24 protein-coding genes are annotated in these 22,486 nt (G+C 63.8%); 14 read left to right on the plus strand and 10 right to left on the minus strand.

From position 1 onward, the window contains the following. Nucleotides 1-176: 176 nt before the first annotated feature. Nucleotides 177-1,610, minus strand: coding sequence for an NUDIX domain-containing protein (locus C483_RS07535; protein WP_006652761.1), 1,434 nt, complete (start codon nt 1,608-1,610; stop codon nt 177-179). A 92-nt stretch (nt 1,611-1,702) separates the two neighbouring features. Between C483_RS07535 and C483_RS07540 the strand changes: the two genes are divergently transcribed. The 5 genes from C483_RS07540 to C483_RS07560 all read left to right on the plus strand — a co-directional run bounded on the left by C483_RS07540 (nt 1,703) and on the right by C483_RS07560 (nt 7,748). Next, complete coding sequence (locus C483_RS07540) at nt 1,703-3,901, plus strand: hydantoinase/oxoprolinase family protein (protein WP_006652762.1); 2,199 nt, start codon at nt 1,703-1,705, stop codon at nt 3,899-3,901. After that, nucleotides 3,898-5,478 (plus strand): hydantoinase B/oxoprolinase family protein, encoded by a 1,581-nt coding sequence (locus C483_RS07545; protein WP_006652763.1) that lies wholly within the window; start codon nt 3,898-3,900, stop codon nt 5,476-5,478. Before C483_RS07540 ends, C483_RS07545 begins: the two co-directional genes overlap by 4 nt. Nucleotides 5,479-5,658: 180 nt before the next feature. After that, entirely contained in the window at nt 5,659-5,904 is a 246-nt protein-coding gene (locus C483_RS07550; protein ID WP_006652764.1) for a hypothetical protein, read from the plus strand. A gap of 36 nt (nt 5,905-5,940) precedes the next feature. Beyond that, complete coding sequence (locus C483_RS07555) at nt 5,941-6,723, plus strand: coenzyme F420-0:L-glutamate ligase (protein ID WP_006652765.1); 783 nt, start codon at nt 5,941-5,943, stop codon at nt 6,721-6,723. Next, the gene (locus C483_RS07560) at nt 6,720-7,748 is read left to right on the plus strand and encodes a 5,10-methylenetetrahydromethanopterin reductase (protein ID WP_006652766.1); all 1,029 of its coding nucleotides are present in this window, start codon (nt 6,720-6,722) and stop codon (nt 7,746-7,748) included. The genes C483_RS07555 and C483_RS07560 overlap by 4 nt, the downstream gene beginning before the upstream one ends. 204 nt (nt 7,749-7,952) lie before the next feature. On the opposite strand, the gene C483_RS07565 is transcribed toward C483_RS07560, so the two are convergent. Continuing rightward, nucleotides 7,953-8,147: a hypothetical protein gene (locus C483_RS07565; protein ID WP_006652767.1), complete on the minus strand. Its 195-nt coding sequence runs from the start codon at nt 8,145-8,147 to the stop codon at nt 7,953-7,955. A 184-nt stretch (nt 8,148-8,331) separates the two neighbouring features. Between C483_RS07565 and C483_RS20205 the strand changes: the two genes are divergently transcribed. The 6 genes from C483_RS20205 to yciH all read left to right on the plus strand — a co-directional run bounded on the left by C483_RS20205 (nt 8,332) and on the right by yciH (nt 14,574). Next, complete coding sequence (locus tag C483_RS20205; RefSeq protein ID WP_160166250.1) at nt 8,332-8,652, plus strand: DUF7573 domain-containing protein; 321 nt, start codon at nt 8,332-8,334, stop codon at nt 8,650-8,652. A gap of 173 nt (nt 8,653-8,825) precedes the next feature. Continuing rightward, entirely contained in the window at nt 8,826-9,020 is a 195-nt protein-coding gene (locus C483_RS07575; RefSeq protein ID WP_006652769.1) for a cold-shock protein, read from the plus strand. Nucleotides 9,021-9,303: 283 nt separating this feature from the next. Beyond that, nucleotides 9,304-10,311, plus strand: coding sequence for an AAA family ATPase (locus C483_RS07580; RefSeq protein WP_006652770.1), 1,008 nt, complete (start codon nt 9,304-9,306; stop codon nt 10,309-10,311). A 64-nt stretch (nt 10,312-10,375) separates the two neighbouring features. Further along, on the plus strand, nt 10,376-11,620 hold the full coding sequence (locus C483_RS07585; protein WP_049912492.1) for a DUF58 domain-containing protein: 1,245 nt from the start codon (nt 10,376-10,378) through the stop codon (nt 11,618-11,620). Continuing rightward, nucleotides 11,617-14,157, plus strand: a complete 2,541-nt coding sequence (locus tag C483_RS07590) for a DUF3488 and transglutaminase-like domain-containing protein (protein WP_006652772.1) — start codon at nt 11,617-11,619, stop codon at nt 14,155-14,157. Before C483_RS07585 ends, C483_RS07590 begins: the two co-directional genes overlap by 4 nt. A 123-nt stretch (nt 14,158-14,280) precedes the next feature. Further along, nucleotides 14,281-14,574 carry a stress response translation initiation inhibitor YciH gene (yciH, locus tag C483_RS07595; protein ID WP_004217450.1) on the plus strand — a complete coding sequence of 98 codons (294 nt, stop codon included), beginning with the start codon at nt 14,281-14,283 and terminating at the stop codon, nt 14,572-14,574. Nucleotides 14,575-14,759: 185 nt separating this feature from the next. On the opposite strand, the gene C483_RS07600 is transcribed toward yciH, so the two are convergent. Continuing rightward, the gene (locus C483_RS07600) at nt 14,760-15,155 is read right to left on the minus strand and encodes a rhodanese-like domain-containing protein (RefSeq protein WP_006652773.1); all 396 of its coding nucleotides are present in this window, start codon (nt 15,153-15,155) and stop codon (nt 14,760-14,762) included. A 158-nt stretch (nt 15,156-15,313) separates the two neighbouring features. Between C483_RS07600 and C483_RS07605 the strand changes: the two genes are divergently transcribed. Further along, on the plus strand, nt 15,314-15,568 hold the full coding sequence (locus C483_RS07605; protein ID WP_006652774.1) for a hypothetical protein: 255 nt from the start codon (nt 15,314-15,316) through the stop codon (nt 15,566-15,568). Between the two features lie 44 nt (nt 15,569-15,612). Here the strand turns inward: C483_RS07605 and C483_RS07610 are convergent, their stop codons facing one another. Further along, a complete protein-coding gene (locus tag C483_RS07610) occupies nt 15,613-16,254 on the minus strand; it encodes an NUDIX hydrolase (protein WP_006652775.1) in 642 nt (213 codons plus the stop codon). A gap of 309 nt (nt 16,255-16,563) precedes the next feature. Continuing rightward, entirely contained in the window at nt 16,564-16,989 is a 426-nt protein-coding gene (locus C483_RS07620) for a DUF5809 family protein (protein ID WP_006652777.1), read from the minus strand. A gap of 141 nt (nt 16,990-17,130) precedes the next feature. Here C483_RS07620 and C483_RS07625 point away from each other — a divergent pair, with 141 nt between their 5' ends. Continuing rightward, nucleotides 17,131-17,370: a hypothetical protein gene (locus C483_RS07625; protein WP_006652778.1), complete on the plus strand. Its 240-nt coding sequence runs from the start codon at nt 17,131-17,133 to the stop codon at nt 17,368-17,370. A gap of 17 nt (nt 17,371-17,387) precedes the next feature. Here C483_RS07625 and C483_RS07630 read toward each other — a convergent pair whose 3' ends face one another. The 4 genes from C483_RS07630 to C483_RS07645 form a co-directional block, all read right to left on the minus strand. After that, nucleotides 17,388-17,885, minus strand: coding sequence for a DUF5810 domain-containing protein (locus C483_RS07630; protein WP_006652779.1), 498 nt, complete (start codon nt 17,883-17,885; stop codon nt 17,388-17,390). A gap of 173 nt (nt 17,886-18,058) precedes the next feature. Then, complete coding sequence (gene rimI, locus C483_RS07635; protein WP_006652780.1) at nt 18,059-18,547, minus strand: ribosomal protein S18-alanine N-acetyltransferase; 489 nt, start codon at nt 18,545-18,547, stop codon at nt 18,059-18,061. Between the two features lie 71 nt (nt 18,548-18,618). Further along, nucleotides 18,619-18,936 (minus strand): hypothetical protein, encoded by a 318-nt coding sequence (locus C483_RS07640; protein WP_006652781.1) that lies wholly within the window; start codon nt 18,934-18,936, stop codon nt 18,619-18,621. Next, nucleotides 18,936-20,396, minus strand: a complete 1,461-nt coding sequence (locus C483_RS07645) for a sodium-dependent transporter (RefSeq protein WP_083860409.1) — start codon at nt 20,394-20,396, stop codon at nt 18,936-18,938. The genes C483_RS07640 and C483_RS07645 overlap by 1 nt, the downstream gene beginning before the upstream one ends. Before the next feature lie 201 nt (nt 20,397-20,597). On the opposite strand from C483_RS07645, the gene C483_RS07650 reads away from it, so the two are divergent. Beyond that, complete coding sequence (locus tag C483_RS07650) at nt 20,598-21,719, plus strand: hypothetical protein (protein WP_241431482.1); 1,122 nt, start codon at nt 20,598-20,600, stop codon at nt 21,717-21,719. Between the two features lie 94 nt (nt 21,720-21,813). Here the strand turns inward: C483_RS07650 and C483_RS07655 are convergent, their stop codons facing one another. Continuing rightward, entirely contained in the window at nt 21,814-22,308 is a 495-nt protein-coding gene (locus C483_RS07655; protein WP_006652784.1) for a ferritin-like domain-containing protein, read from the minus strand. Nucleotides 22,309-22,486 lie beyond the last annotated feature (178 nt).

The following is a 22,486-nucleotide window of genomic DNA, read 5'->3' on the forward strand; positions in this document are numbered from 1 at the left end:
CGACCCCACGTTCAAGCTTTGCCAACCTGTGTCAGTGCTGTCGCGATACCCACCGCTGTCGGCGTACGGAAACGGCGGCTCGGGAAAAGTCCTCGTCACAAGGGGCTCGGAGGGGGTAACTGCTCGTCACGGCCGCCGGCGGTCCCTACTCGACGAACGGGTTTGCCTCTGTCGCTTCAGCGGTCGCGCCAGGACTCGAGTGCGCGCAGGTCCTCGGCGATCCCCTCGATCTCGGCGGGCGCGAGCATGCCCTGTTCCGTCGCAAACTCCGTCACGCAGTCGGCGGGTGTCACGTCGAACGTCGGGTTCAGCACATCGACCGCGGCGTCGCCGTTGTAGACCGCGTCGCGCGCGGCGGACTCGAGTGCAACCTCCTCACGGGTCGAAACTTTGTCCGTGGCGGCGACGACGGTGACGGGAACGTCCTCGTGGGCAGCGGCGACGGCGAGCGCTCGCGTTCCGGTCTTGTTCACCACGGCGCCGTCGTGGCGGATCGTGTCCGCGCCGACGAGGACCCGGTCAATCGATTCGGTCGCGAGCACGTGCGCTGCTGCGGCGTCGGTGTGGAGCGTCACGGGGCAGTCGACCGTCCCAGCGGCCAGTTCCTCGGCGACGTCGACCCCCTCCAGCGCGGGCCGGGATTCGGCGACGAACACCCGCGACGGCGCGCCAGCGCGAAGCGCGTCGACGACGGTTCCAGAGCGCGAGAGCGTGAGCACAGCGCCGTCGATCACGTCGGCCGCAGTTGCTCCAGCGTCGTCGTCCGCAGCAGTCGCGCGCTCGATTCCCGCGAGGGTGGACTCGAGTACGGCCCGTGCGTCCGGGACTGCTTCCGTGTCGAGGTCCTCGGTCGCCGTCGCCATCGCTCGGTTCACCCGATTCCGGAGTACCGCCATCGACGGCCGTGCCTCGAGGAGTCGCTCGGCGAGCGCGGTGAGTTCGGCCCACTCTTCGTCGGCGTTGACGTCGACGCCGATGTCGATGTCGGTGTCGGTGTCGGTGTCAGCGCCAGCGACACCGTGCCGGTCCGCATCGTCCCCGCCATCGTCGTCGGAATTCGCCCGCTCGGCGACCACCAACCCCGCCCGGTCTCGAAGCACTTCGAGGGCGCGGATCGAGAGCGCCGCCGCCCCGTGCTCGTCGTCCGCCGTAATCGAGCGTACCGTTGGCGCGACACGCTCGTAAGCCGTCCACAGCGCTGGCACTGTCTGGCGGTCCGGGTCAGTGCAGATGGTCGTTGGTGGTGTCCACTCGAGTGCGTCGTGCTCCTCGCTCAGGTCGACATCGCGGCTGTCGGCGTCGAACAGGTAGGGATGGACGGTCCACTCGCGGTCGAGATCGGGATCGGTGACGGAGACGGGGCGGCCCGCTCGGACGAGGTCGATCTCGGCGTCCGAGAGGCCGGTTTCTTCACGGATTTCGGTGCGAACCTGTGTGTCGGGGTCGCCTTCGACGAATCCGGAGACGCCGCCCCACTGTCCGGTGTAGGTGCCGACGGCGCCGCTGCGACGCAGGAGAAGGATCTCGCCGCGGTGGCGAAGGAAGGCAGTAACGACATCGACGTGGGTCGACTCCGATTCGGTCCCATCGCCGTCCGTTGAATCGCTCATACGTGCCCCCATGGGGGCCGCGACGGAATCGCTTTCGGGAGCGGCGAGCCACCGTGCGTGAACTATACCTGTCTCGAGTCCGACCAGCGACCATGACACGGCGTGGGACGGCGGCACACGACTCGACCACCCGCACACGATCCCAACCTCGATCCCGACCCCGCACCCGTACCCGCATCGGCGTCGACGTCGGCGGCACCTTTACCGACGTCGCCCTCTCCGTCGACGACGACCTCGTCACCGCGAAGGTGCCGAGCACGGACCCCCAGCACGTCGGCGTTCTCGAAGGCATCGAGAAAGCTTGCGCCGACGCGAGCATCGATCCTGCCGAAATAGACGATTTCAGCCACGCGATGACCGTCTCGGTCAACGCCCTCCTCGAGCGCGACGGCGCGGAGACCGCGCTCGTCACCACCGCCGGCTTTCGCGACGTACTCGAGATCGGTCGCCAGGATCGACCCTCGCTCTACGATCTCGACGCCGAGAAACCGGCGCCGCTCGTCCCCCGTGAACGCCGGTTCGAGGTCGACGAGCGGACGACGGCCGAGGGCGTCGAGAAGCCCGTCGACCCCGACGAAGTTCGCGATCTCGCAGCGAACCTTCGCGAGGCGGATGTCGAGGCCGTCGCGGTCTCGCTCCTGCACGCCTACGCCGACCCGTCGAACGAGCGCCAGGTCGCCGACATTCTTCGCGAGGAGCTCTCGGTTCCGGTGTCGGCCTCCCACGAGGTGCTGGCCGAGTTCCGCGAGTTCGAGCGCACGTCGACGACCACGGTCGACGCCTACGTCCGCCCCGCGATCGACCGCTACATCGGCCGACTCGTCGAGCAGGCCGACGACGCGGGGATTCCCGAACCGCAGATTATGCAGGCCAACGGCGGCACCGCAGCCCCGGAAACGGTCCGGGAACACGCCGTTACAACGACGCTCTCCGGTCCTGCTGCGGGCGTCGTCGGCGCCGGGGCGACCGTTGGCGGCTCCAGTGGTAGCGGCGATAACGGCGATACCGGCGACAATACCGATAACGACGACAGTACCGATAACGGCGACAATGGCGACAGCAACGACCCTGCAGACGCAGCCAACGAGACACCCCAGGGCCTCGTCACCTTTGACATGGGTGGCACCTCGAGCGACGTGAGCCTCGTCCGAGACGGCCGCGCCGAGCGGACGACCGACGCCGAAATCGACGGTCTGCCGATCCGGACACCGATGGTCGACGTGAACACCGTCGGGGCCGGCGGCGGCTCGATCGCCTGGGTCGACGCCGGCGGCGCGCTCCGCGTCGGCCCGGAATCGGCGGGCGCACAGCCCGGTCCCGCCTGCTACGGCCGCGGCGGCACGCGACCGACCGTGACCGACGCCAACGTCGTCCTCGGCTACATCGGCCCCGAAACCGCGCTCGGCGGCGAGATGACCCTCGATGTCGAAGCCGCCCACGATGCCCTGGACCGGCTCGCCGAGGAAGCCAGGCTGGACGGCGCACTCGAGGCCGCCCGCGGCGTCTACCGCGTGGCGAACGCGACGATGACCCGAACGATCCGCAGCGTTACGGTCGAGCGCGGCCACGATCCCCGCGAGTTCGCGCTCGTCGCCTTCGGCGGCGCAGGGCCGATGCACGCCGCGGCGCTGGCCGACGCGCTCTCAGTCGAGCGCGTGCTCGTGCCCCGCCCCGGCGGCGTCCTCTCGGCGTTCGGCCTCCTCGCCGCCGACGAGAGTCACGACGCCGTACGGACCGTGGGTGTTGCACTCGAGTCCGCCTCCCCGGCGACGATCAGCGAGGTGTACGACGACCTGGTCGACGACGTGCTGGCGGATGTCTCCGATCCGGGCGCGGCCCAACTCGAACGAGCAGCGGACTGTCGGTACGCCGGGCAAAGCTTCGAGTTAACTGTACCCGTAAGCGCGGAGGGGACGTTCGACGCCGACGCGGTCGCCGACCGTTTCCACGAGGCCCACGAGCGAACCTACGGCTACGCGCTGGACGAGCGAGTCGAGGTCGTGAATCTGCGGACGACGGCGACCGTTCCCGGCGCGGAGCCGACCGTTCGACACGAAGGCGGTGGTGATGCGGTCGTCGGCACCCGAACCGCCCACTTCCCCGGTGCGGACGAGGAGCAGGGCGAGGCGACAGTCTACGAGCGTGACCAACTCGCACCCGGCGCGACGATCGACGGCCCGGCGGTGCTCGAACAGGCAGAGAGTACGACAGTGGTTCCACCTGGGTGGGCAGGTGAAATCCTGCCGGATGGAACGCTTGCGATGACGCGTACGGAGGTGCGTGAGGAATGAGTAATCACGACTCGACTGACGAAGCGATTGCACAGTCCATCGACCCCGTCACCCTCGAAGTCCTGCGCAACCAGCTCGCCGGCATCGCCGAGGAGATGGGCCAAACGCTGATCCGCAGCGCCTACTCCCCCAACATCAAGGAACGGCGCGACTGCTCGACCGCCCTCTTCGACGCCGAGGGTCGAATGATCGCCCAGGCCGAACACATCCCCGTCCACCTCGGCGCGATGCCCGCCGCCGTCGACGCCGTACTCGAGTTCGATCCAGAACCAGGCGATGTCTTCGTGCTCAACGATCCGTTCGAGGGCGGGACGCACCTGCCGGACGTGACGATGGTCTCCACGCTCGCCGTCGAGGGCGAAATCGTTGGCTACGCGGTCTCGCGCGCCCACCACGCCGACGTTGGTGGGATGACGCCCGGCAGCATGCCCGCGGGCGCGGAGGAAATTTACCAGGAAGGGCTTCGAATACCGCCGACACGGCTGGTATCCGGCGGTGAGGTCCGCGAGGAGGTGCGCTCGCTGCTGCTGGCGAACGTGCGCAACGCCCGCGAGCGCCGGGCCGACCTGCGAGCCCAGCGCGCGGCGAACGAGCGAGCCGCGGACCGACTGGTCGACCTGTTCGACGAGCACGGCCGCGAGACGGTGCTGTCGGGGTTCGACGCCGTCATCGACTACTCGCGCGAGCGGATCGAGGACGAACTCGCGGCGTTGCCCGACGGTACCTACGAGGCGACGGACTATCTGGAGGGCGACGGCGTGACGGACGACGATATCGAGATTAGCGCCGCCGTGACCATCGACGGCGCATCGGTCGACGTGGACTTCTCGGGCACCGCAGCGCAACTCGCGGGCAACCTCAACGCTCCGCGCGCGGTCGCAACGAGCGCGGTCTACTTCGTCGTGCGCTGTCTCACTGACCCCGAGATTCCGCCGAACCACGGCTGTTACGAGCCCGTGAGCGTGCACGCACCGGACGGAACGCTGCTCAACCCCGAGCCGCCGGCCGCGGTCGTCGGCGGCAACGTCGAGACCAGCCAGCGCGTGACCGACGTGGTCTTCACCGCGTTCGCCGAGGCCGCACCCGACCGCGTCCCGGCGCAGGGCCAGGGTACGATGAACAACCTGACCATCGGCGCGCGGGACGGCTCGTTCACCTACTACGAGACCATCGCGGGCGGATTCGGCGCTCGCGCCGACCGCGACGGCATGGACGGCGTGCAGGTCGGGATGACCAACACGCTCAACACGCCCGTCGAGTCACTCGAGACGGAGTACCCGCTCCGGGTCGAGCGCTACGCGCTGCGCGAGGGCAGCGGCGGCCGCGGCCGGTTCCGCGGCGGCGAGGGACTCGAGCGCACCGTGACGGTCGAGGCGGACGCGACGATCTCGCTGCTGACCGAGCGCCGCCGCCACGCACCAGCGGGCGTCGCTGGCGGCGACGACGGTTCGACCGGTGAGAACCTGCTCGACGGCGAACCGGTGCCCGCGAAGACGACGGTCGACGTCGACGCGGGGACGACCGTCACCCTGCGGACGCCCGGTGGTGGCGGACACGGTGAGCCAGAGGAGAAGTAGACGAAGAGTGGCAGACAAGGGTAGCAGGCGAGGAGTAGCAGATACGGAGTAACTCGAGTACAGCGGAACTCGAGTGATAGAGATGCAGATGTAGATGTAGACGGAGATGCAGATGCTGATGCAGATATGGATGCAGTCAGGATCGGAAATGGTTAGTGATTCGACTTATTCGCAATCCACATGAACGCGTTCGAGCCAACGCCGACCGCGTCGGTCGACGAGATTTCGCAGTGGGTCTTCGGACGTATACTGGTGGTACTCGTCTTCACCGGCTACGGCGCACTGCTTGCCAGAGACCTGTTCGGCGTGTTCGGAACGGTCGTCGCACTGTGTCTCTGGTTCTACGGGCTCCTGTTCGTCATTCGAATCCTCTTTCGCGGTATCGACGCGTTTCTGGAGGGGAGAGCTGACGACTCTCTCCGGTGACGGTGCCCTTTTGACGCCGCTCGCCGACGCTTCAGTATGGAACTCACACCAGTGACGGACCTGCCCGAGATCCGTCCCGGCGACGACCTCGCCGATCTCATCGCGGATCGGGCCGGCGACACCCTCGCCGACGGCGACGTGGTCACCGTCGCCAGCACGGTCGTCTCGAAGGCCGAGGGTCGGACCGCCGACCTCGCGGACTACCCCGTCAGCGGCCGCGCCCAGGAGATCGCCGACAGCCTCGGCGACCTCGCCGGCGAGGAGAAGGACCCCCGGTTTGCCCAGGCGGTACTCGAGGAGAGTACGGAACTGCTGATCGAAGTCCCGTTCCTGCTGACCGAGACGCGATTTGGCCACATCTGCGTGAACGCGGGCATCGATCGGTCGAACGTGCCGGGACACGACCTGCTCTTGCTGCCCGAGCGACCGAGTGAGAGCGCGGCGCGGATCCGAGAGGGGCTCACAGAGCGCGGCTACGAGGACGTAGCCGTGATCGTCACCGACACCTGCGGGCGGCCGTTCCGTCACGGTCAGCGCGGCGTCGCAATCGGTTGGGATGGGATGCCAGCAAGTCGTGACTGGCGCGGAGAACAGGACCGCGACGGCCGCGAACTGGGCGTGACGGTCCAGTCCGTGGTCGACGAACTGGCATCGGCGGCGAACCTCGTCACCGGTGAAGGAGCCGACGGAGTGCCAGCCGCCGTCGTCAACGGCTGGGAGTTCGGTGATCTCGCAGGCAGCGAGGAACTGTTCCGCTCGGTCGAGGACGACCTCATCAGACAGGCACTTCGCGGCTGGGAGTGGGGGGACAGCGCATGAACAACGATCCACAGTCCGGCAGCGAGCCAACCGTCGGCATCGAACTCACTCCCGAACATCCGACGGATCGAATCGCCGACCTGGCTGCACTCGCCGAGGACGAGGGTTTCGACATCGCGTTCACGAGCAGCCATTACTTCAACCGCGACCCGTTCGTCACGCTCTCGCGCATGGCCGAGGCGACCGACGAGATTCGACTCGGACCGGGTGTCGTCAACCCCTACGAGAGCCATCCCGTCAAACTCGCCGGCCAGGCCGCGACCATCGACGAGGAGAGCGATGGCCGCGCCGTCTTCGGCATCGGTGCTGGTGACCGTTCCTCACTCTCGAATCTCGGCATCGAGCACGAGCGACCGCTCCGTCGCGTCCTCGAGACGTTCGGCGTCGCGCGCGACCTCTGGGCGGGCGACACTGTGAGTCACGACGGCACCTTTGCGGCCAGCGACGCGTCGCTCAACCTCGAGCCGCCATCCGGTCAGCTCCCGGTCTACGTCGGTGCGCAGGGCCCACACATGCTCCGAATGAGCGCCAAGCACGCCGACGGCGTGCTGATCAACGCCGCCCACCCGAAGGACCTCGAGTGGGCCGCGGGACAGCTCGAGCACGGACTCGAGGAGCGCCCGGACGAACACGGGCCGTTCGAGGCGCTCGCGTTCGCGAGCGTGAGCGTCGCGGACGACGAGGACGCCGCCCGCGAGGCCGCACGACCGCCGGTCGCCTTCATCGCCGGCGGCGCGGCCGACCCGGTGCTCGACCGACACGATATCGACCGCGAGGCAGCCACAGCCGTCAGTGACGCGCTCTCGCAGGGCGACCTCACCGACGCCTTCGGGCACGTCACTCCCGAGATGATCGACGCGTTCTGTATCGCCGGCACGACCGACCAGGTAGCCGCACAGTTTGGGGCTGTACTCGAGTCCGTCGACGGCATCGTCGTCGGCTCGCCGTTGGGGCCGGATCTGGAGAGTGCGGTCGAGATGGCGAGCAAGGCGATGGAGCGGGCGGTAGCGGCGGACGAGCAGTGAGTTGTCGGCGGAAGTTGAATTGTGAGCAGATTGGGTTGTGGACGGAAGTTGAGTTGTGGACGAACTGGTTGCGGGCGGATTCGGTTACAGGCGAATTCGGCTGTGGGCAGAGTGGGTTGCAGACAGAAGGTGTGTTGCAGAAGAGACAGCGATAGCTCGAAGGGGATCTGAGGTGTGTGGGTAGAAAACGGCTGCAGTGGGTCTCTAGTTACTCGTGAAGAGGCTTCCGAACGCGCCGGCGGTGAGCGCACCGAAGACACCGAGCGAGAAGACGACGAGAAGTGTGCCGGCGATCATAAGCAGCGGTGCGAACCCCTCACCGGTCGCGACACCGCTGAAGTATTCGTTCATCTCGATGATGTTATCCACGATGGCGTTCAGTACTGCGACGGTTTCCATGCGTGGGGGTTGTCACCGGTGGTACTTGGCCGTGCCGGTCGCGTGCGAGGAGGTGACTGGTTCGGTTTGTGTCAGCGGCGGTCGCGGTGTGGTGCAGGGTTGCAGTGTAGTGATGCGTGAGAGTGGTGTGCTATGGGTTATGAACACCGCCGGACCTAAGCCAGACACGGTCGTACGGACGAGCGTGACTGACGACGCGACCCTGTCTTCGTTTGGAGCGGATTCAGAGTCCGACGCTGTGTCGGAGTCAACGGGTGAGACCGGATCAGCATCCAATTCCGAATCCGCCCCCACATCCACAGCAGACGCCCAGACAGAAACGGACACAGCAGACGAGGAACCCGCCACCGACGTACCCTCCGAACTCACCCCCTCGCTTGCCACCTACGCGGTCCAACCGCCCGACAGCGAGTCTGGACACGCCTGTACGGCGTGTGACACAGAGAGTCGCCGCCTCTGGCGTGACGACGATCAGTTCGTCTGCCCCGACTGCAAAGCCTGGTGAGTACCCACTGAGACGGTCTGGTGAGCGTTGGTCCGGTGATTGCTCGAACGAAACACGATTGCTGGGAAAACGTCACAACGATCCGAAGAAGTGGTTATACCCGCCCATTTCGGACGAATCGAACACCAGTCCCCCGAACATTTATATCTTCGTCGCCGCTTTGTAAACCTGCAATGGCGAAAGGTACGGTTGCATTCTTCAACGACACCGGCGGTTACGGATTCATCGAGACCGAGGACGCGGACGACGACGTGTTCTTCCATATGGAAGACGTTGGCGGGCCAGACCTCGAAGAAGGTCAGGAAGTCGAGTTCGACATCGAAGAGGCCGAGAAAGGGCCGCGCGCGACGAACGTCGAGCGTCTCTAGATCGGCGATCCAAACAGTATCGTTTTCTGCTGTCTCTTATACACATCTNCCGCTCAGAGATGTGTATAAGAGACAGCCATCAAACGACGGCGGCAGGCCAAGCATACTTTATCGAAGCCGTCGTAGTACGGGATGAGATCACATTACGCAGGGAACGGTCCGCGCGAACGATAGTCACCAGAACCGACACAAAGCATATATTCACGACCCGCGCAACTCGGACAAACGAGATGAATCCGTTCTCCCCCGCCCACGAGACACCCTCCCCCAATCACTGTGACCGATGACTGACGCTGATCCACCGACCGACACGGTACTCGAGACGACGCCGATCGACGCCGACGAGCAGACTGAAGCGATCGATCCCTTGCCGCTTGCACGCGTCGAGTCGATCGGCACCGACATCGAAGCCAACGTCGCGCGCGTAATCGTCGGCCACGAGTCCGTCATCGAACACGTCATCACCTCCCTCCTTGGCCGCGGACACGTGTTGCTCGACGACGTCCCTGGCGTCGGAAAGACGATGCTTGCACGGTCGATTGCGACCTCGGTCGACTGTACGTTCCGCCGGATTCAGTTCACCCCGGATCTGCTGCCGACGGACGTGACCGGCGTAAACGTCTTCAACCAGCAAACCCGCGAGTTCGAGTTCCAGCCCGGCCCCATCTTCGGCAACATCGTCCTCGGCGACGAAATCAATCGTGCGCCGCCAAAGACACAGTCGGCACTGCTCGAGGCGATGGAAGAGCAACAGGTCACGGCCGACGGCGAGACGCGGTCGCTACCCTCGCCGTTCACCGTGATCGCGACCCAGAACGCCATCGAGCCGAACCGAACCTACGACCTTCCGTTCGCCGAACTCGACCGGTTCATGAAGAAACTGCACCTCGGCTACCCCGACCCCGAGGACGAAGCCGAACTGCTCGGCCGAACCGTCGGCACCCATCCGATCGAGGAACTCGAGTCCGTTACGGATCGCGAGACGCTGGTGCGCGCTCGGGAAACTGTCTCTCGCGTGGAGGTTGCAGAACCAGTTCGGGCGTACGTGACCCGGTTAGCGGGCTACACGCGCGAAAACGCACACATCGGTGCGAGTCCGCGTGGGGCGATTGCGTTACTCCGGGCGGCCCAGGCCCGTGCGGTCATCAACGGACGCGACTACGTGACGCCGGACGACGTGCAGGCCGAAGCCGCCGTCGTGCTGAGCCATCGAGTGAAGACGAACGACCGCACACGCGACGGCCAGGCCATCGTCGCGGACGCACTCGAGCAGGTCCCAGTCGACGGATGAGAATCACGATATCGGAGCGCGTGGTTTCAATACCAGGAACGGCCACGACGCCGACACTGCATCGATGAGAGTAACAGCCCGTGGGTTGGTCGTCCTCGCTGCGATTGCTGGCTCGTTCGCGATGAGTTGGCAGTACGGCCCGCGAGCACTGAACGCCATCGTCGCACCGCTGGTCATCGTCCTGGCTGCCAGTTTCCTCATCACGTTCCGGCGCGACCGGCCGACTGTCAGACGACAGCCCGTTGATGACGGCTTCGTCGGCGAGACACGCGAAATAGCGTTCGTCATCGAGACGGAGAGTGATATCCCCGCAACGGTTCGCGATGCGGTTGGGGCGGGACTCACACCGGCGGCCACCGACGAGATGGACGAACTCTCGACGCGCGCGATTCTCGACGGCGAGACGAACGTACGCTACGAGATCGAGCTCACCGGCCGCGGTGAACGGACGGTCGGCCCCGTCTCGATCACCGTCAGCGATATTTTCGGGCTGTTCGCACGCCGCTACGAGTACGACGAGCGGAGACAGGTGACGGTCTATCCAGCGGTCTACAGCCTCGACGGTGAACTTGGACACCAGCTGCAAACCATCACGGATGCGACGGCCCGCCGAAGCCGTGAGGAGTTCGATCATCTCCGGGAGTATCGCCGCGGTGACTCACTGCGTGACGTCCACTGGAAAGCCGCCGCCAAACAGCCCGAAGACGACCTCGTCGTCACGGAGTACGCCGCCGACGAGGGACTCGGTTCGATCACCGTCGCCGCGGAGTGTCTCTCCGGCCGCGAGGACGACCTCGCGAGCGCAGTCGCAAGCGTCGTGACGGCGATTCACGAGGCCAACATTCGAGTTGGCCTCCTCGTCGACGGCACCGAACGCCAGCCAGACACCGGGCAGGAACACTATTACGAACTGCTCGGCGTCCTCGCCGCACTCGAGCCGCGCGCAGGGACAGCCACACTCACGAAGCAAGAACGCGCTGACGCCGATGTCTGCGTTGTGGCCGGAACGTCCGGCACGACCGTCACCATTGGAGAAGGGCACGCAGCCCACGGCGAGCGTGCACTCGAGTTCGAGTTCGATCAGTTGCGACGCGAGACGGATGTGAATCGAACGTCAGGACGAGAGCGTGGACGTGAGCGTGGGCATGGGAACGGAGGCGGGCACGGGGACGGGGACGGATACAGGCATGGGCATAGGCACGAACACGACCAAAAACGGAGACGGGATCACCAGGCGACCAACAGTCCTCGCGGTCACGACGATAGCGCTGGGGCGGGCACAGGAGAAGGGACGGGGGTGCTGCCATGAGCACAGAGACCAACAGTGAGAGCACCACCGGAACCGCCAGTGACCGGCGAAACGCACGGACGATCTCGCTCGGTGTCGACGACACGGCAACGGATTCCCGAACGATCGGGCCCGACGTGTTCCGGATCCTCTCGCTGGGCTGTGTACTGTTGCTGATCGCCTCGTTCGTCCGCGTCCTCCACGAGGTGACCCAGGCCGTCGGTGGGACGCCATCGCTGTTCGCACTCGTTGGTGGCATGCTTCTCGCTGGGACGCTACTGGCACGACTGATTCGACCACGAACCGCACTGCTCGCGGCGCTCACCGTCGCCGGTCTCGGCTTTGCCTACTATCTCGAAAGCAGCGGCGTCGGCGTCGGTATCGTTCTTTCACAGACCGGCGCGCTGGCCGCCGACATTGCGACGCTCGCGACCGGACACCCGCTTATCCGCACCGTCGAAGCCGGCCTCTGGACGCTTGGCTTCGCCCCTGCGCCCGTGTTCCTCTCCTGGTATCTCGCCCTCCGCGGCCGCTACGCACTGAGCGTTCTCCCCGGCGGCTTCGCGCTCGGCTTTCTGGTGCTCACCGGTGACGCCGACCTTACAGTCACCCTACTTGGCACCCTCGCCGGATTGGGGGCCGTCGGCTTCGGTGAACTCGAACGCCGCGGTGGCTCGATCAGCCAGGCCGACCTGCTTGCCGCCCTCTTTGCGCTCATTATCGTCCTCTCGCTGTCCGTCTCGTTCGTTCCGGGCAGTGAGACGGGACCAGCGAGCATCGGGGCGACAGATGCAGGGACACTCGAGGGCACCATCGATTCGGCCGGCGAGCGCTCGGGGTTCACCGGGCAGGTCGATCTCTCGCCAGAGGTTCGCTTTACAGTTGAATCGGAACAGCCCTCCTACTGGCGAACGGGTGTCTATGACCGGTTCACAGGCGACGAGTGGGTCCGAACCGGCCAGGAACAGCCACTCGATGGGCCGATAAACGAACCGCCAGGCGACCACGAGACGATGCAACAACTCGTGACCGCCGAAACCGAGATCGGCGTTATGCCAGTCGCACCACAGCCGCTAGCGGTTACCGACGGCGCAGCGCAGTACGCGGAACTGTCCGCACACGGGCAGGTCCATCCCTCGACGACTCTCATCGAAGGTGACAGCTACGTCGTCGAGAGCGCCGTCGTCGACCCCGGACAGGACGAGTTGAAACGGGCGGGAACGGACTATCCTGACCAGATCGAGGAACGGTATCTGCAACAGCCCGAAGATACGTCCGACGAGTTTGCCGAGTACACCGCGAACGTGACGGCTGACGCCGAGACACCCTACGAGAAGGCCGCAGCGATCGAGAACCACCTCAGATCGTCGAAGTCGTACTCGCTCGATGTCGACCAACCGAGTGGCAACGTCGCCGAGGACTTCCTCTTCGAGATGGACGAGGGCTACTGTATCTACTTCGCGACGACGATGACCCAGATGTTGCGCGCCGAGGAGGTGCCGACACGGTACGTCACCGGCTACACCAGCGGCCAGCAGGTCGACGACAGTACCCACGTCGTCCGTGGCCTCGACGCCCATGCCTGGGTCGAGGTCTACTTCCCCGACTACGGCTGGGTTGCCTTCGAACCGACGCCAAGCGGCGAACGCAACGACGTCCACGCCGACCAACTCGAGGACGCCCGCGCAGACGATGTCGAGAACGTCGATATCGAGGAAAGCGAGGACGTCCCGGTTCGTGAGGATGATGACGATGAGGACGAACAGAACGACCGTGATCCAGCCGAACCCGACGAGGGAGAGCACGACGATTCCGAGACAAACGAGACGGATCCCGACCAGGACCCCGACACGGATCCAGATTCGGATACAGAAAACGAGAGCAACGAAACGACCGACGGTACCAGTCTTCCCGATTCGGACGGAGAAGATACGAGTGAGGGCGACGACAGCGACGGACTCTCGCTGCCGGTTACCGTCTCGCGCGAACTGCTCGCGCTCACGACCGTCGTCCTCGTCGGGCTGGCAGCCGGGATCCATCGAACGGATGGCCGTACGCGTCTCCAGCGCCTCGTCGGCCTCGTCTGGCAACGACCGACTGACGACCCCGACGACGACGCGGCACGCGCCTATCGCCGGCTCGAGCGACTGTTAGGTCGAACTCACCGGCCGCGACGGCCAGGCGAGTCAGCGCGTTCGTACGTCACGGCGCTGCGAACGGCAGCGACGGACGATACTGGGGACAGTTTGGAGAGCGCCACGGATCGGGATTCGGGTTCAGGTTCGGATCCGAATTCCAATCCCAATTCGAATCCAAATCCGGATCCCACAGACCCTCGTATCGAGACGGTACTCGAGTCCTACGAGCGAGCGGTCTACGGCGGCGGTGTGAGTCGACGGGAGGCGGCGAATGCAGTCGAGGCGGTCGACGGACTGGTGCGCGAACAGGTGCCGCTGGTCGGCGGGGCTATGTCGGATGCGGGCCAGCACAAGGCGTCGACCGAGCGTGGAAGTGACGACGAGAACGATGGGAGCGACGAGAGCACAACAGCCGAATAATCTTCTTCGACCCAGATAGGAGAGAAACAAAGGTGGAACGAGGTTGGTCACTCAAAAAGAACCACACGACAGCATGTAGGTCCCGATAGTGTTTAATATGGCCATTTCGTAGCAAGGAACGTAATGTCGGAAGTCTGCTCGACGTGCGGGCTGCCTGAGGAACTCTGCGTCTGCGAGGACGTGGCCAAGGGACAACAGCAACTCAACATCCGCATTGACGAGCGCAGATACGGTAAGGAGGTAACGATCGTCGAAGGATTCGATCCGAAGGACGTCGATCTGGACAGTCTCTCGTCGGATCTCAAGTCCAAGTTTGCCTGTGGCGGGACCGTCGAAGACGGTCAGATCGAGCTACAGGGCAATCACACCGGACGCATCGAAGAGTTCCTTCGGGATCGCGGTTTCAACGTCGCCTAATGCCCGCGATGATCTGAGACGGCTTCCGAACCCACGACCCGAACCTGACCGGCAACTCGCCGGTCGCCGAACCGGACGGTGAGTAACCGCGGCCGATGTTTTCGCGGTAACAAACGCTATCGGACGGGTCGCTCGACCCACCCTTCGCGTTTCGTGACAGAACCCATCGAGCACCGCGACAGTACCTAGAACGGCGACTCCGCACCGGCGTCCGCGCTGCTCTCAGTGTCGCCAGCGCCGTCGGCACTCGCCTCAGTACTCCCGGCTACGAGTCCGAACTTCATGCCGTACTTCTCGAGACCGCCTTCCATACTCTCAATCTGGGCGTCCGCGGTCCCTTCGTACGAACTGAGCAGTTGGGCTGCCTGTACGCTGGCCTTCCCGTGTGGACAGACGGTGACGATACGCGAGGCGTCCTCGAGTTCCTCGACACGACTCGTGAGTTCCTGGAAGGGAACGTTCTCGCTGCCGGGAATCCGGCTGTGGGAAAAACTGTGCTGATCGCGAATGTCGACGATACGAACGTCGGCGTCCGACTCGAGTAGCTCCTTGACGTCGTCGGGAGAGATTTCGCCATCCATTACGCTCGCGTTAGGCTGCCGGAAGAATAAGCGCACGGGTCGGATCGCAGGTCGAGCAGTAGCTGTGGGTCGTTTCCCCACCCCGAACAGACCAGCGCGAGTGACAGACAACTCGACCGTAACAAGGCGTTATCGTCCTCGATTGCGTATCTTCACCCATGGAGAGTCAATTGGTAACATATGAAGCACTGTTCGGCGTCCAGCTCGTCGGCACGATGGTCCTCGTCGCAGGGCTGTTCATGGGCGGGCTGACAATGACAACAGTCGCGGGCGGGTTGATCATCCTCGCGGCGATCGTCGGCCACGTCGTCGCGGCAGTCCGGTTCGATCCCGACGAGTTCGTCGACGAGTCAGACCGAGAACGGGACCGCGGCCAGGAACCAGAGCCGGCAGGCCGCGGCGCGAGTCGCTAACACGGGATACCACACCAGTCGCCTCGTCCCGAATCAGGCCCCGGTTACTCGCCAGCGGAGGGAGACAACACACCGTCCTCGTGGGCGAGTAAGAGCGCCGCAAGTGTCGCATCGTTCGCCGGCTGTTCGCGCGCCCGCTCGAGTGCCCCATCGACTGGCACGGTCGTCACCTCGAGGAACTCGTTCGAATCCAGTTCGCGCTCGCCGGGAACCAGGCCGTCCGCGTAGACGATTCCCCGATCGTGTCGGAGTACACCCGTCGCGACCGCGTACTCCTGTAAGAGCACCGTACTCGTTGGTCGGAAGCCAGTCTCTTCCTCGAGTTCCCGGGCAGCAGCCTCGGTGTAGGACTCACCGTCCTCGACGATTCCCGCCGGGAGTTCGAGATGTGTTTCACGAATCGCTGGGCGGTACTGCTCGACGAAGAGGATGTGATCGCGGCCCTGCTGAGTGCAAACCGACTCGGACTCGAGATGGGATCCGGTCCCGAGTTCAACACTGGATTGCGACTCGAGTACCCGTCCATCGACGCGCGCGACGATAACGACGGCTGGCGGGAGTTCGGCCCAGTAGTAGCGCTGTTCGCTTCCGTCGGGCTGCTCGAGTCGGTCGTATCCGCCGTTGTACCACGGCGTTTCGTATTCAGTGATCTCCTCCAGAAGTGTCCATTCGTCGGGTGTCGTCATTGGTGGCGTATACCGGGCCGGTGTCGTAATAGGTGGGGGTTGCGTGCCGGAACGCATTGTTCCGGGCTGCTCGTGACCGAACAGACGTACCGTTCGGCGTCGACTGACGAGACGTACACTGGAACGTACGTCGTCTTTGCAGCCAGTGCTGACGGGCCGCTCGCCGATGTCGAGGACTAGGGGTGGAACCGGACGAGATTATCGCCGCGTCGTGGTTCGAAACGTTCCCGAAAAATCTTCACGACGGGGCGTTGCTCCGGCCGTATCTGTAGATGTAGAGGAAAGCAGAGTTGAGAGTATGGCAGTAGTCTACGGCTCGCCGCGCTCGACGTGCTCGCGGTAGAGCCGGCCGAACGCCTGCCGGCGCAGCGTCGCAACCGCCGCCTCCTCCTCGTTCTGGAACGTCGCGGCGACCGCCTCCCCGTCCGGCCCGGCGTGCCAGACGACGCGGTCGACGTTCTCGTTGCCGATAACGGACACCTCGCCCTCGTAGGATTCCCGCCAGTCGTCGAACTCCTCGCGCGTGCCGACCGTAACCGCAAGCGAACTCGCGAACAGCACGTCCCGTGCAGTCTCGACGACGTCGCTCGTGACACGCTCGGCGTACTCCTCGCGGTCGAACGCCATCGCTTTCGCAACCTCGCGGACGACCGTCTGGGCCGTCGGCCCGACTTCTGTGTAACGGTCACGCGCGTCGTCCATCGACGAGAACGTCGCTGTCCCAACGGTGTGCATACCCGTTTCTGGTCGCGGGAGCAAGTTACAAATTACGTGTTTCCTCGACACCAATCGTCCACTTGGAGTGATTACACGCAGGCCGCACCCTCCGCTCCAGATTCAGACGGGATATATTCCGGGCGACATGAAATACCAACGATGGTCTCGCCCTCCCTGCTCTCGGTCGTCCTTCTGGCAGCCCTCTCACTGACACTGTACGCCCAGACTGAAGGCTATCTCCCGCTGTCGATTCCGAGATGGGCAGCAGTAGGCGTTCTCGTGTTCGGCTACGTTGGCGTGGGGATGTCCACCGGCTCGTCACAAACCGAACAGTTCGTCGTGACGCTAACCGGTGCCCTGTGTTTCATACTGGGCCTCTACTGGCCGTACACGGAGTGAAACCCAGAACGCAACACCTATTCGTCAGTCTCCGGTTCCGCTGTCGCGTTTGATTCTGTGCCGGCACTCGAGTCCCCCTCATCTTCTGACGCGTTTTCGACCATCTGGCGAGTCAGTTCGGAGGCTTCCTGCAGGACGTGTTCGGTTTCGGTAGTCATCGAACCGCGGCCGCGCTGGCGGCTCTGGCGGGCGAGGTCGGCTTCGAGGCCGGTTGGGCGGCCCTGGGTGTGATCGTGGTCGTGACCGTGACCATGACCATGCCCGTCACGATGACCGTGAGCACCCCCACGCTGCCCTCTCGGCCCCTCCTCGAACGACGGCGTCTCGATCTCCGGTGCATGCTCTGCGACGATCTCGCCAAGTTCCGGCGGTGAGCACTCTTCCCACTCCGGCGCGTGCTCGGCGAGCCACTCCTGGTGTTCCTGACGGCCAAGCGAGGCCGTAATCGCGAGATGATTCGCGAGATGCTCCGCGTCGGCCTGTTCGGCCGCACAGACGGGGCAGGCATATCCCATACTCCCCATAGGAGCGCGCGTAGTAAAACGGCCACGTCTCCAGTCCTGACCGGCGGGCGTCTCATGTACTCGAGTGCGGGAGAACGAGAGAACGAGAGAACGAGAAAACGTGAGAACGTGAGGTCGGGCAGACAAACAGATGAGCAGACACATTCGAAGCAACCAGCGCCAGGCTACTCGAGTTGACGGACCATAATAATCGCGTCCTCGCCGTTGCCGTAGTAGCCGGGGACGTGTCGGATCGGTTCGAAGCCGAACTGGCGGTAGAGTCGTTTGGCCCCGTCGTTCGAGCGGCGGACCTCGAGTTTGATCGAGTCGGCACCGTGGGCTGCGAGGACGGCGATCGACCGGGAGAGAAGCGCAGAGCCGACACCCATTCCGCGCCGGTCTGGGTGGACTGCAACGTCCTTGATGTGACCGAGCTGGCGGCCGAACGAGGCGGAGACATCAGCGACGACATAGCCGGCGATTTGACCGTGGATGTCCGCAACGAGGAAGCCGGGTTCGCCGAGGAACCGGTCGAACGCGTCGTACGGCCAGGGCTGGGGGAACGACTCGTTTTCGATGCGGACGACAGCGAGGAGGTCTGCCTGTTCGGCTGGACGAATCGCGAGTTCGTCGTCGGTGCCGCCGTCGTGTCCCTCGGGTACCGGTACCGTCACGGTGTGTGCTACTGTGTCGAGCGATAAAAACGGTGTGTCCGGAACTCGAGCGAGGTCTCGGGCGCTGTGGGTCAGAGTCGCTCGAGTTGCTCGATTTCGGTGTCCGACCAGTCGTAGAAGTGTCGGTCGGTCTGGGTAAGGACGTCGACGCACTCGTTGTACTGCTCTCTGGCGCGGTCGGCGAGCGGATCGTTCGGGTTGGTTTCGACCCACTCGCGCAGGTCGGCGAGCGCCCTGGGGGAGTACGTGTCCATCCGATCCTGGTGTTTCAGGATCTCGACTTTTCGACTCTCCTGGCGGAGCGTGCGGGTCAGCGCCCAGAGGGAGATTCCCCAGAAGGCGAGCAACGTGAACGCGAGCATGCCGAGCACTTCAGCTGGAAGTGGCATCAGTCATCACCTCCGGTGACCTCTGTGGTGCCCGGTTTGCCGCCACGACCCTCGACGACCGACATGATGGCGTAGCCGATGATCGGGAACAGAACGATCACGAGCATCCCGGCGATCATCTCGGGTTCACGGAAGTTCTCCCAGGCGAAGTAGCCCATGATGAACAGCATGACGGCCGGGATGACGTACTTGATGACCGGGTCCCACCACTTGCCGACGTAGATGCCGGCGTTGCGGTTGACTGCGAGCATGCGAAGCCGTTTGGGTCCGAGAACCCAACCGATGACGCCGATGATCGCGAGCGTCGCGAGAGGCAGCCCCCAGTTTCCGAAGACGAAGTCGAGGAAGTCGAGGATGTCCGCGGAGTAGGCGCTCGGGATGCCAAGGAGCCAGATACCACCGCAGACGCCGAGCACCGTTTGTGTGCGATCGAGTCTGGTCTCCTCGCTGATGGTCGTCACGCTGACTTCGGTGATCAGCAGTCCGGACGTGAACGTCGCGAGGAAGAACCCGACGAAGAACAGGATTGCGACCAGTCCGCCGAGTGGGATCTCGGGGAAGACCTGGACGAGCGAGACGAACGCGAGTCCGGCACCGGCGTCCGGTTCGACGCCGACGGCGAAGACGATCGGGAAGATCGCGAGCGCGGCGAGGATACCGATACTCGATTCGCCAAGCGCCGTGAAGACGCCGCCGCCAAGCGGTACGTCGTCGTACTCACGCAGGTAACTACCGACAGTCAGAGCGATCCCCCAGCCGAGCCCGGTCGAGAACAGCGCTTGACCGAGTGCGGCAATCCAGGTTTCACTGGCAGCGAGTGCGCCCCAGTCAACGCTGAACATGAAGGTGATCCCCTCGCTCGCGCCGGGGAGCGTGAGACCACGAACGGTCATCACGATGAGCGCGATAACGAGCGCCGGCACCGCGTAGACGACGAGTCGTTCGACGCCACGACGGATGCCGAGGATGAGGATCGCTGCAATCGACCCCATAACGATCGTGTGGAGACCGATCATCAGCGCGGAGTTCGCGAAGAACGTGTCCATGAACGCGCCGGCTTCGAAGCCGCTCGCCGTGAACGTAAACAGCAGCGAGTGGACGGCGTAGTACAGCGTCCACCCGATCAGCGGCGAGTAGTACGACATCAACGCGATGTTCACCAGGAGGACGATAACACCGAGTCCGACCATCCCGCCGGGACCGAGCACATCACGGAACGCGCCGATGACGCCCTTGTTCGTATAGCGACCGAGCGCGACCTCGGCCATCAGACCGGGAACCGCGAGCAGGAACAACAGGACCAGAAACGCGAGGACGAACGCGCCACCGCCGTTGTCTCCCATTACGTAGGGGAATCGCCAGATGTTCCCGGCACCGACCATGGCACCGATCATCGCCATGAGGAACCCAAACCGTGTTCCCCACTCCGCTCGTGCAGTTTTTGCTGGTGCGTCTGCCATTATCTAACACCCACTGTGTCAATGCACTGTATCATCGTATAAGTATATTGCGTGCGACATTGAATTACAGTCCCGACAACTGATTTCGCCGTGGTGAAATCCCTGGACTCGCGGTATATAGGTCGATGATCCATCGATGGTCGACCTCATTGTATCCTACATTCGTTATGGTTTTATCATCCTACATAGACGTCTATGAAAATGCCCTCCAAATGGCCACCGGCAGCTACTCGGCGGCAGGTAATTTCGGCTATCGGCGCTGCAGCCGCTACTTCCCTCGCAGGCTGTCTCTCGGCCGATGGAACGCGATATACGCTCAGGAGTAGACCGGAAACCGGTTCGGATCCCGTCACACTGTTCGCTCTCGAGCCCGCAGCGTACGCCTTCCATCAACGACAGGTCGACGACGAGTTCGTCGAGTCCCTACTCGAGGAACTGCGTGAGACTGGCGCAGTCGAAACGATCGAAACACCGCTCGTCGAAGAGCGAACGAGCGATGAGAACGACGATGAAAGCGACTACGTTCCCGCCTACGTCCAGAGCGACAACGAGAGCGGAAACGAGAACAGAAACGGAAGCGAAAACGGCAACGGGAACGAGTTTAGCCGCGTCCGAATCGATTCAGAGCCGATCACACTGGACCGCTGGGCCGTGTGGATGGAACCACTCGAGAAGCTCCCAGACGACGCGGAGTACGTCACGGATCCGGATGCACCGGGAGATGTTCCGACAGATGACCGTTCTGCACTCGACGCGGAAATTCTCGACGAGGTGACCAGCACTGCGGTTTCGTCCGTGGTCGCGGACACGGAGCACGCTGACCTGCCATACCCACGTCGGGGAGTCGTCTTCTTCGATCCATTAGATCCGGCGGACAGTGAACTCCTACCGGAGGCACCGTTTCAGTACGCGCTGATCGAACCAGAGGGGCATGGAACGCCCGACGAACTCGCGCTGCGCCTTCACGTGGAGAAAGCCGCTGTGGAAACCACCAAATACAGTCACGAGTTAGAGCCAGTCGCCGACTCGACCGATGGATTCGTCGAGCACGTTCGCTCCGAACACGTCGCCACCAAATTTAGTGAGACGACACTCTCCGAGGAGATGGCAACAATCCTCGCCGAGTCCGCGGATTCGTCAAGCGCCCCGATGGAGTACGTCGAGGAAGGGGCTCGTTCGGAGGCGTTCGACGAGATTCTCGCTGAACTGGGACTCGCTGACGCGGCGCTTCCCGAGGGAGAGGAGATTACCAGCTGGTACCGATATTACGAGTACGACGACGAGTACTACGAAGCGCGGTATCGAATCAGTGACCTGCGCTGAGTTGTGGGTGGTGCTGAAGGCGACGGCGACGGCAAGACACCCGAACGACAGTTGTCATCGCCAACAGATTCACCGCTCGCTCGAACTACTCCGCCTACTCCGCCGGAATGGCGTCCATTTCGTACGACTCCGTCAACTCCTTCAACTCGTCGAGCGCCGCCTGTTCTTCACGGAGATTCTCCTCTAGCAGATCTGCTGCGTCGTCCATTCCGAGCTGATCCGCGAGCGGGATCAGATTGCCGTAGGCCGCGATTTCGTAGTGTTCGGTCTTCTCCGCGGCTGCCATGTTGTGGAAGTCCATCACCTCCTGGGAGGGATCCATCGAGGCGAACTCCTCGTACTCCTCGATCAGGCCCTTGATCCCCTCACACTCTTCTTTCTCGGGTGGCTCGCCGAACATCTCGAAGACCTCTTCCAGACGGTTGATTTGTTCTTCTGTCTCCGCACGGTGCTCTGCGAACGCCTCCGCGATCTCCTCGCGCTCTGTGTTCGACTCCAAATCCGAGAGCGCGTCGAGGAGTTCGTGTTCTGCGTGGTAGATGTCTTCGAGGCCATGCTCGAACAAGTCGTGGATGGTATCGACGGTCATGAGACGATCACGAACGGCTTCGCCAAGCGTGTGAAAAAGCGAGACGCCTGCGACGGCAGGCGCACAGAAGGTCTCGGAATAGTCACAAACGGCGGGCGGTGGGAGGGAGCGACAGACAGCGATAGACAGCACAGAAACGGCAGACAGCGATAAACAGCACGGGAACGGCAGACAGCGA

Origin of the sequence: Natrialba hulunbeirensis JCM 10989, from assembly GCF_000337575.1 — an archaeon.
GTDB classification, from domain to species: Archaea; Halobacteriota; Halobacteria; order Halobacteriales; family Natrialbaceae; genus Natrialba; species Natrialba hulunbeirensis.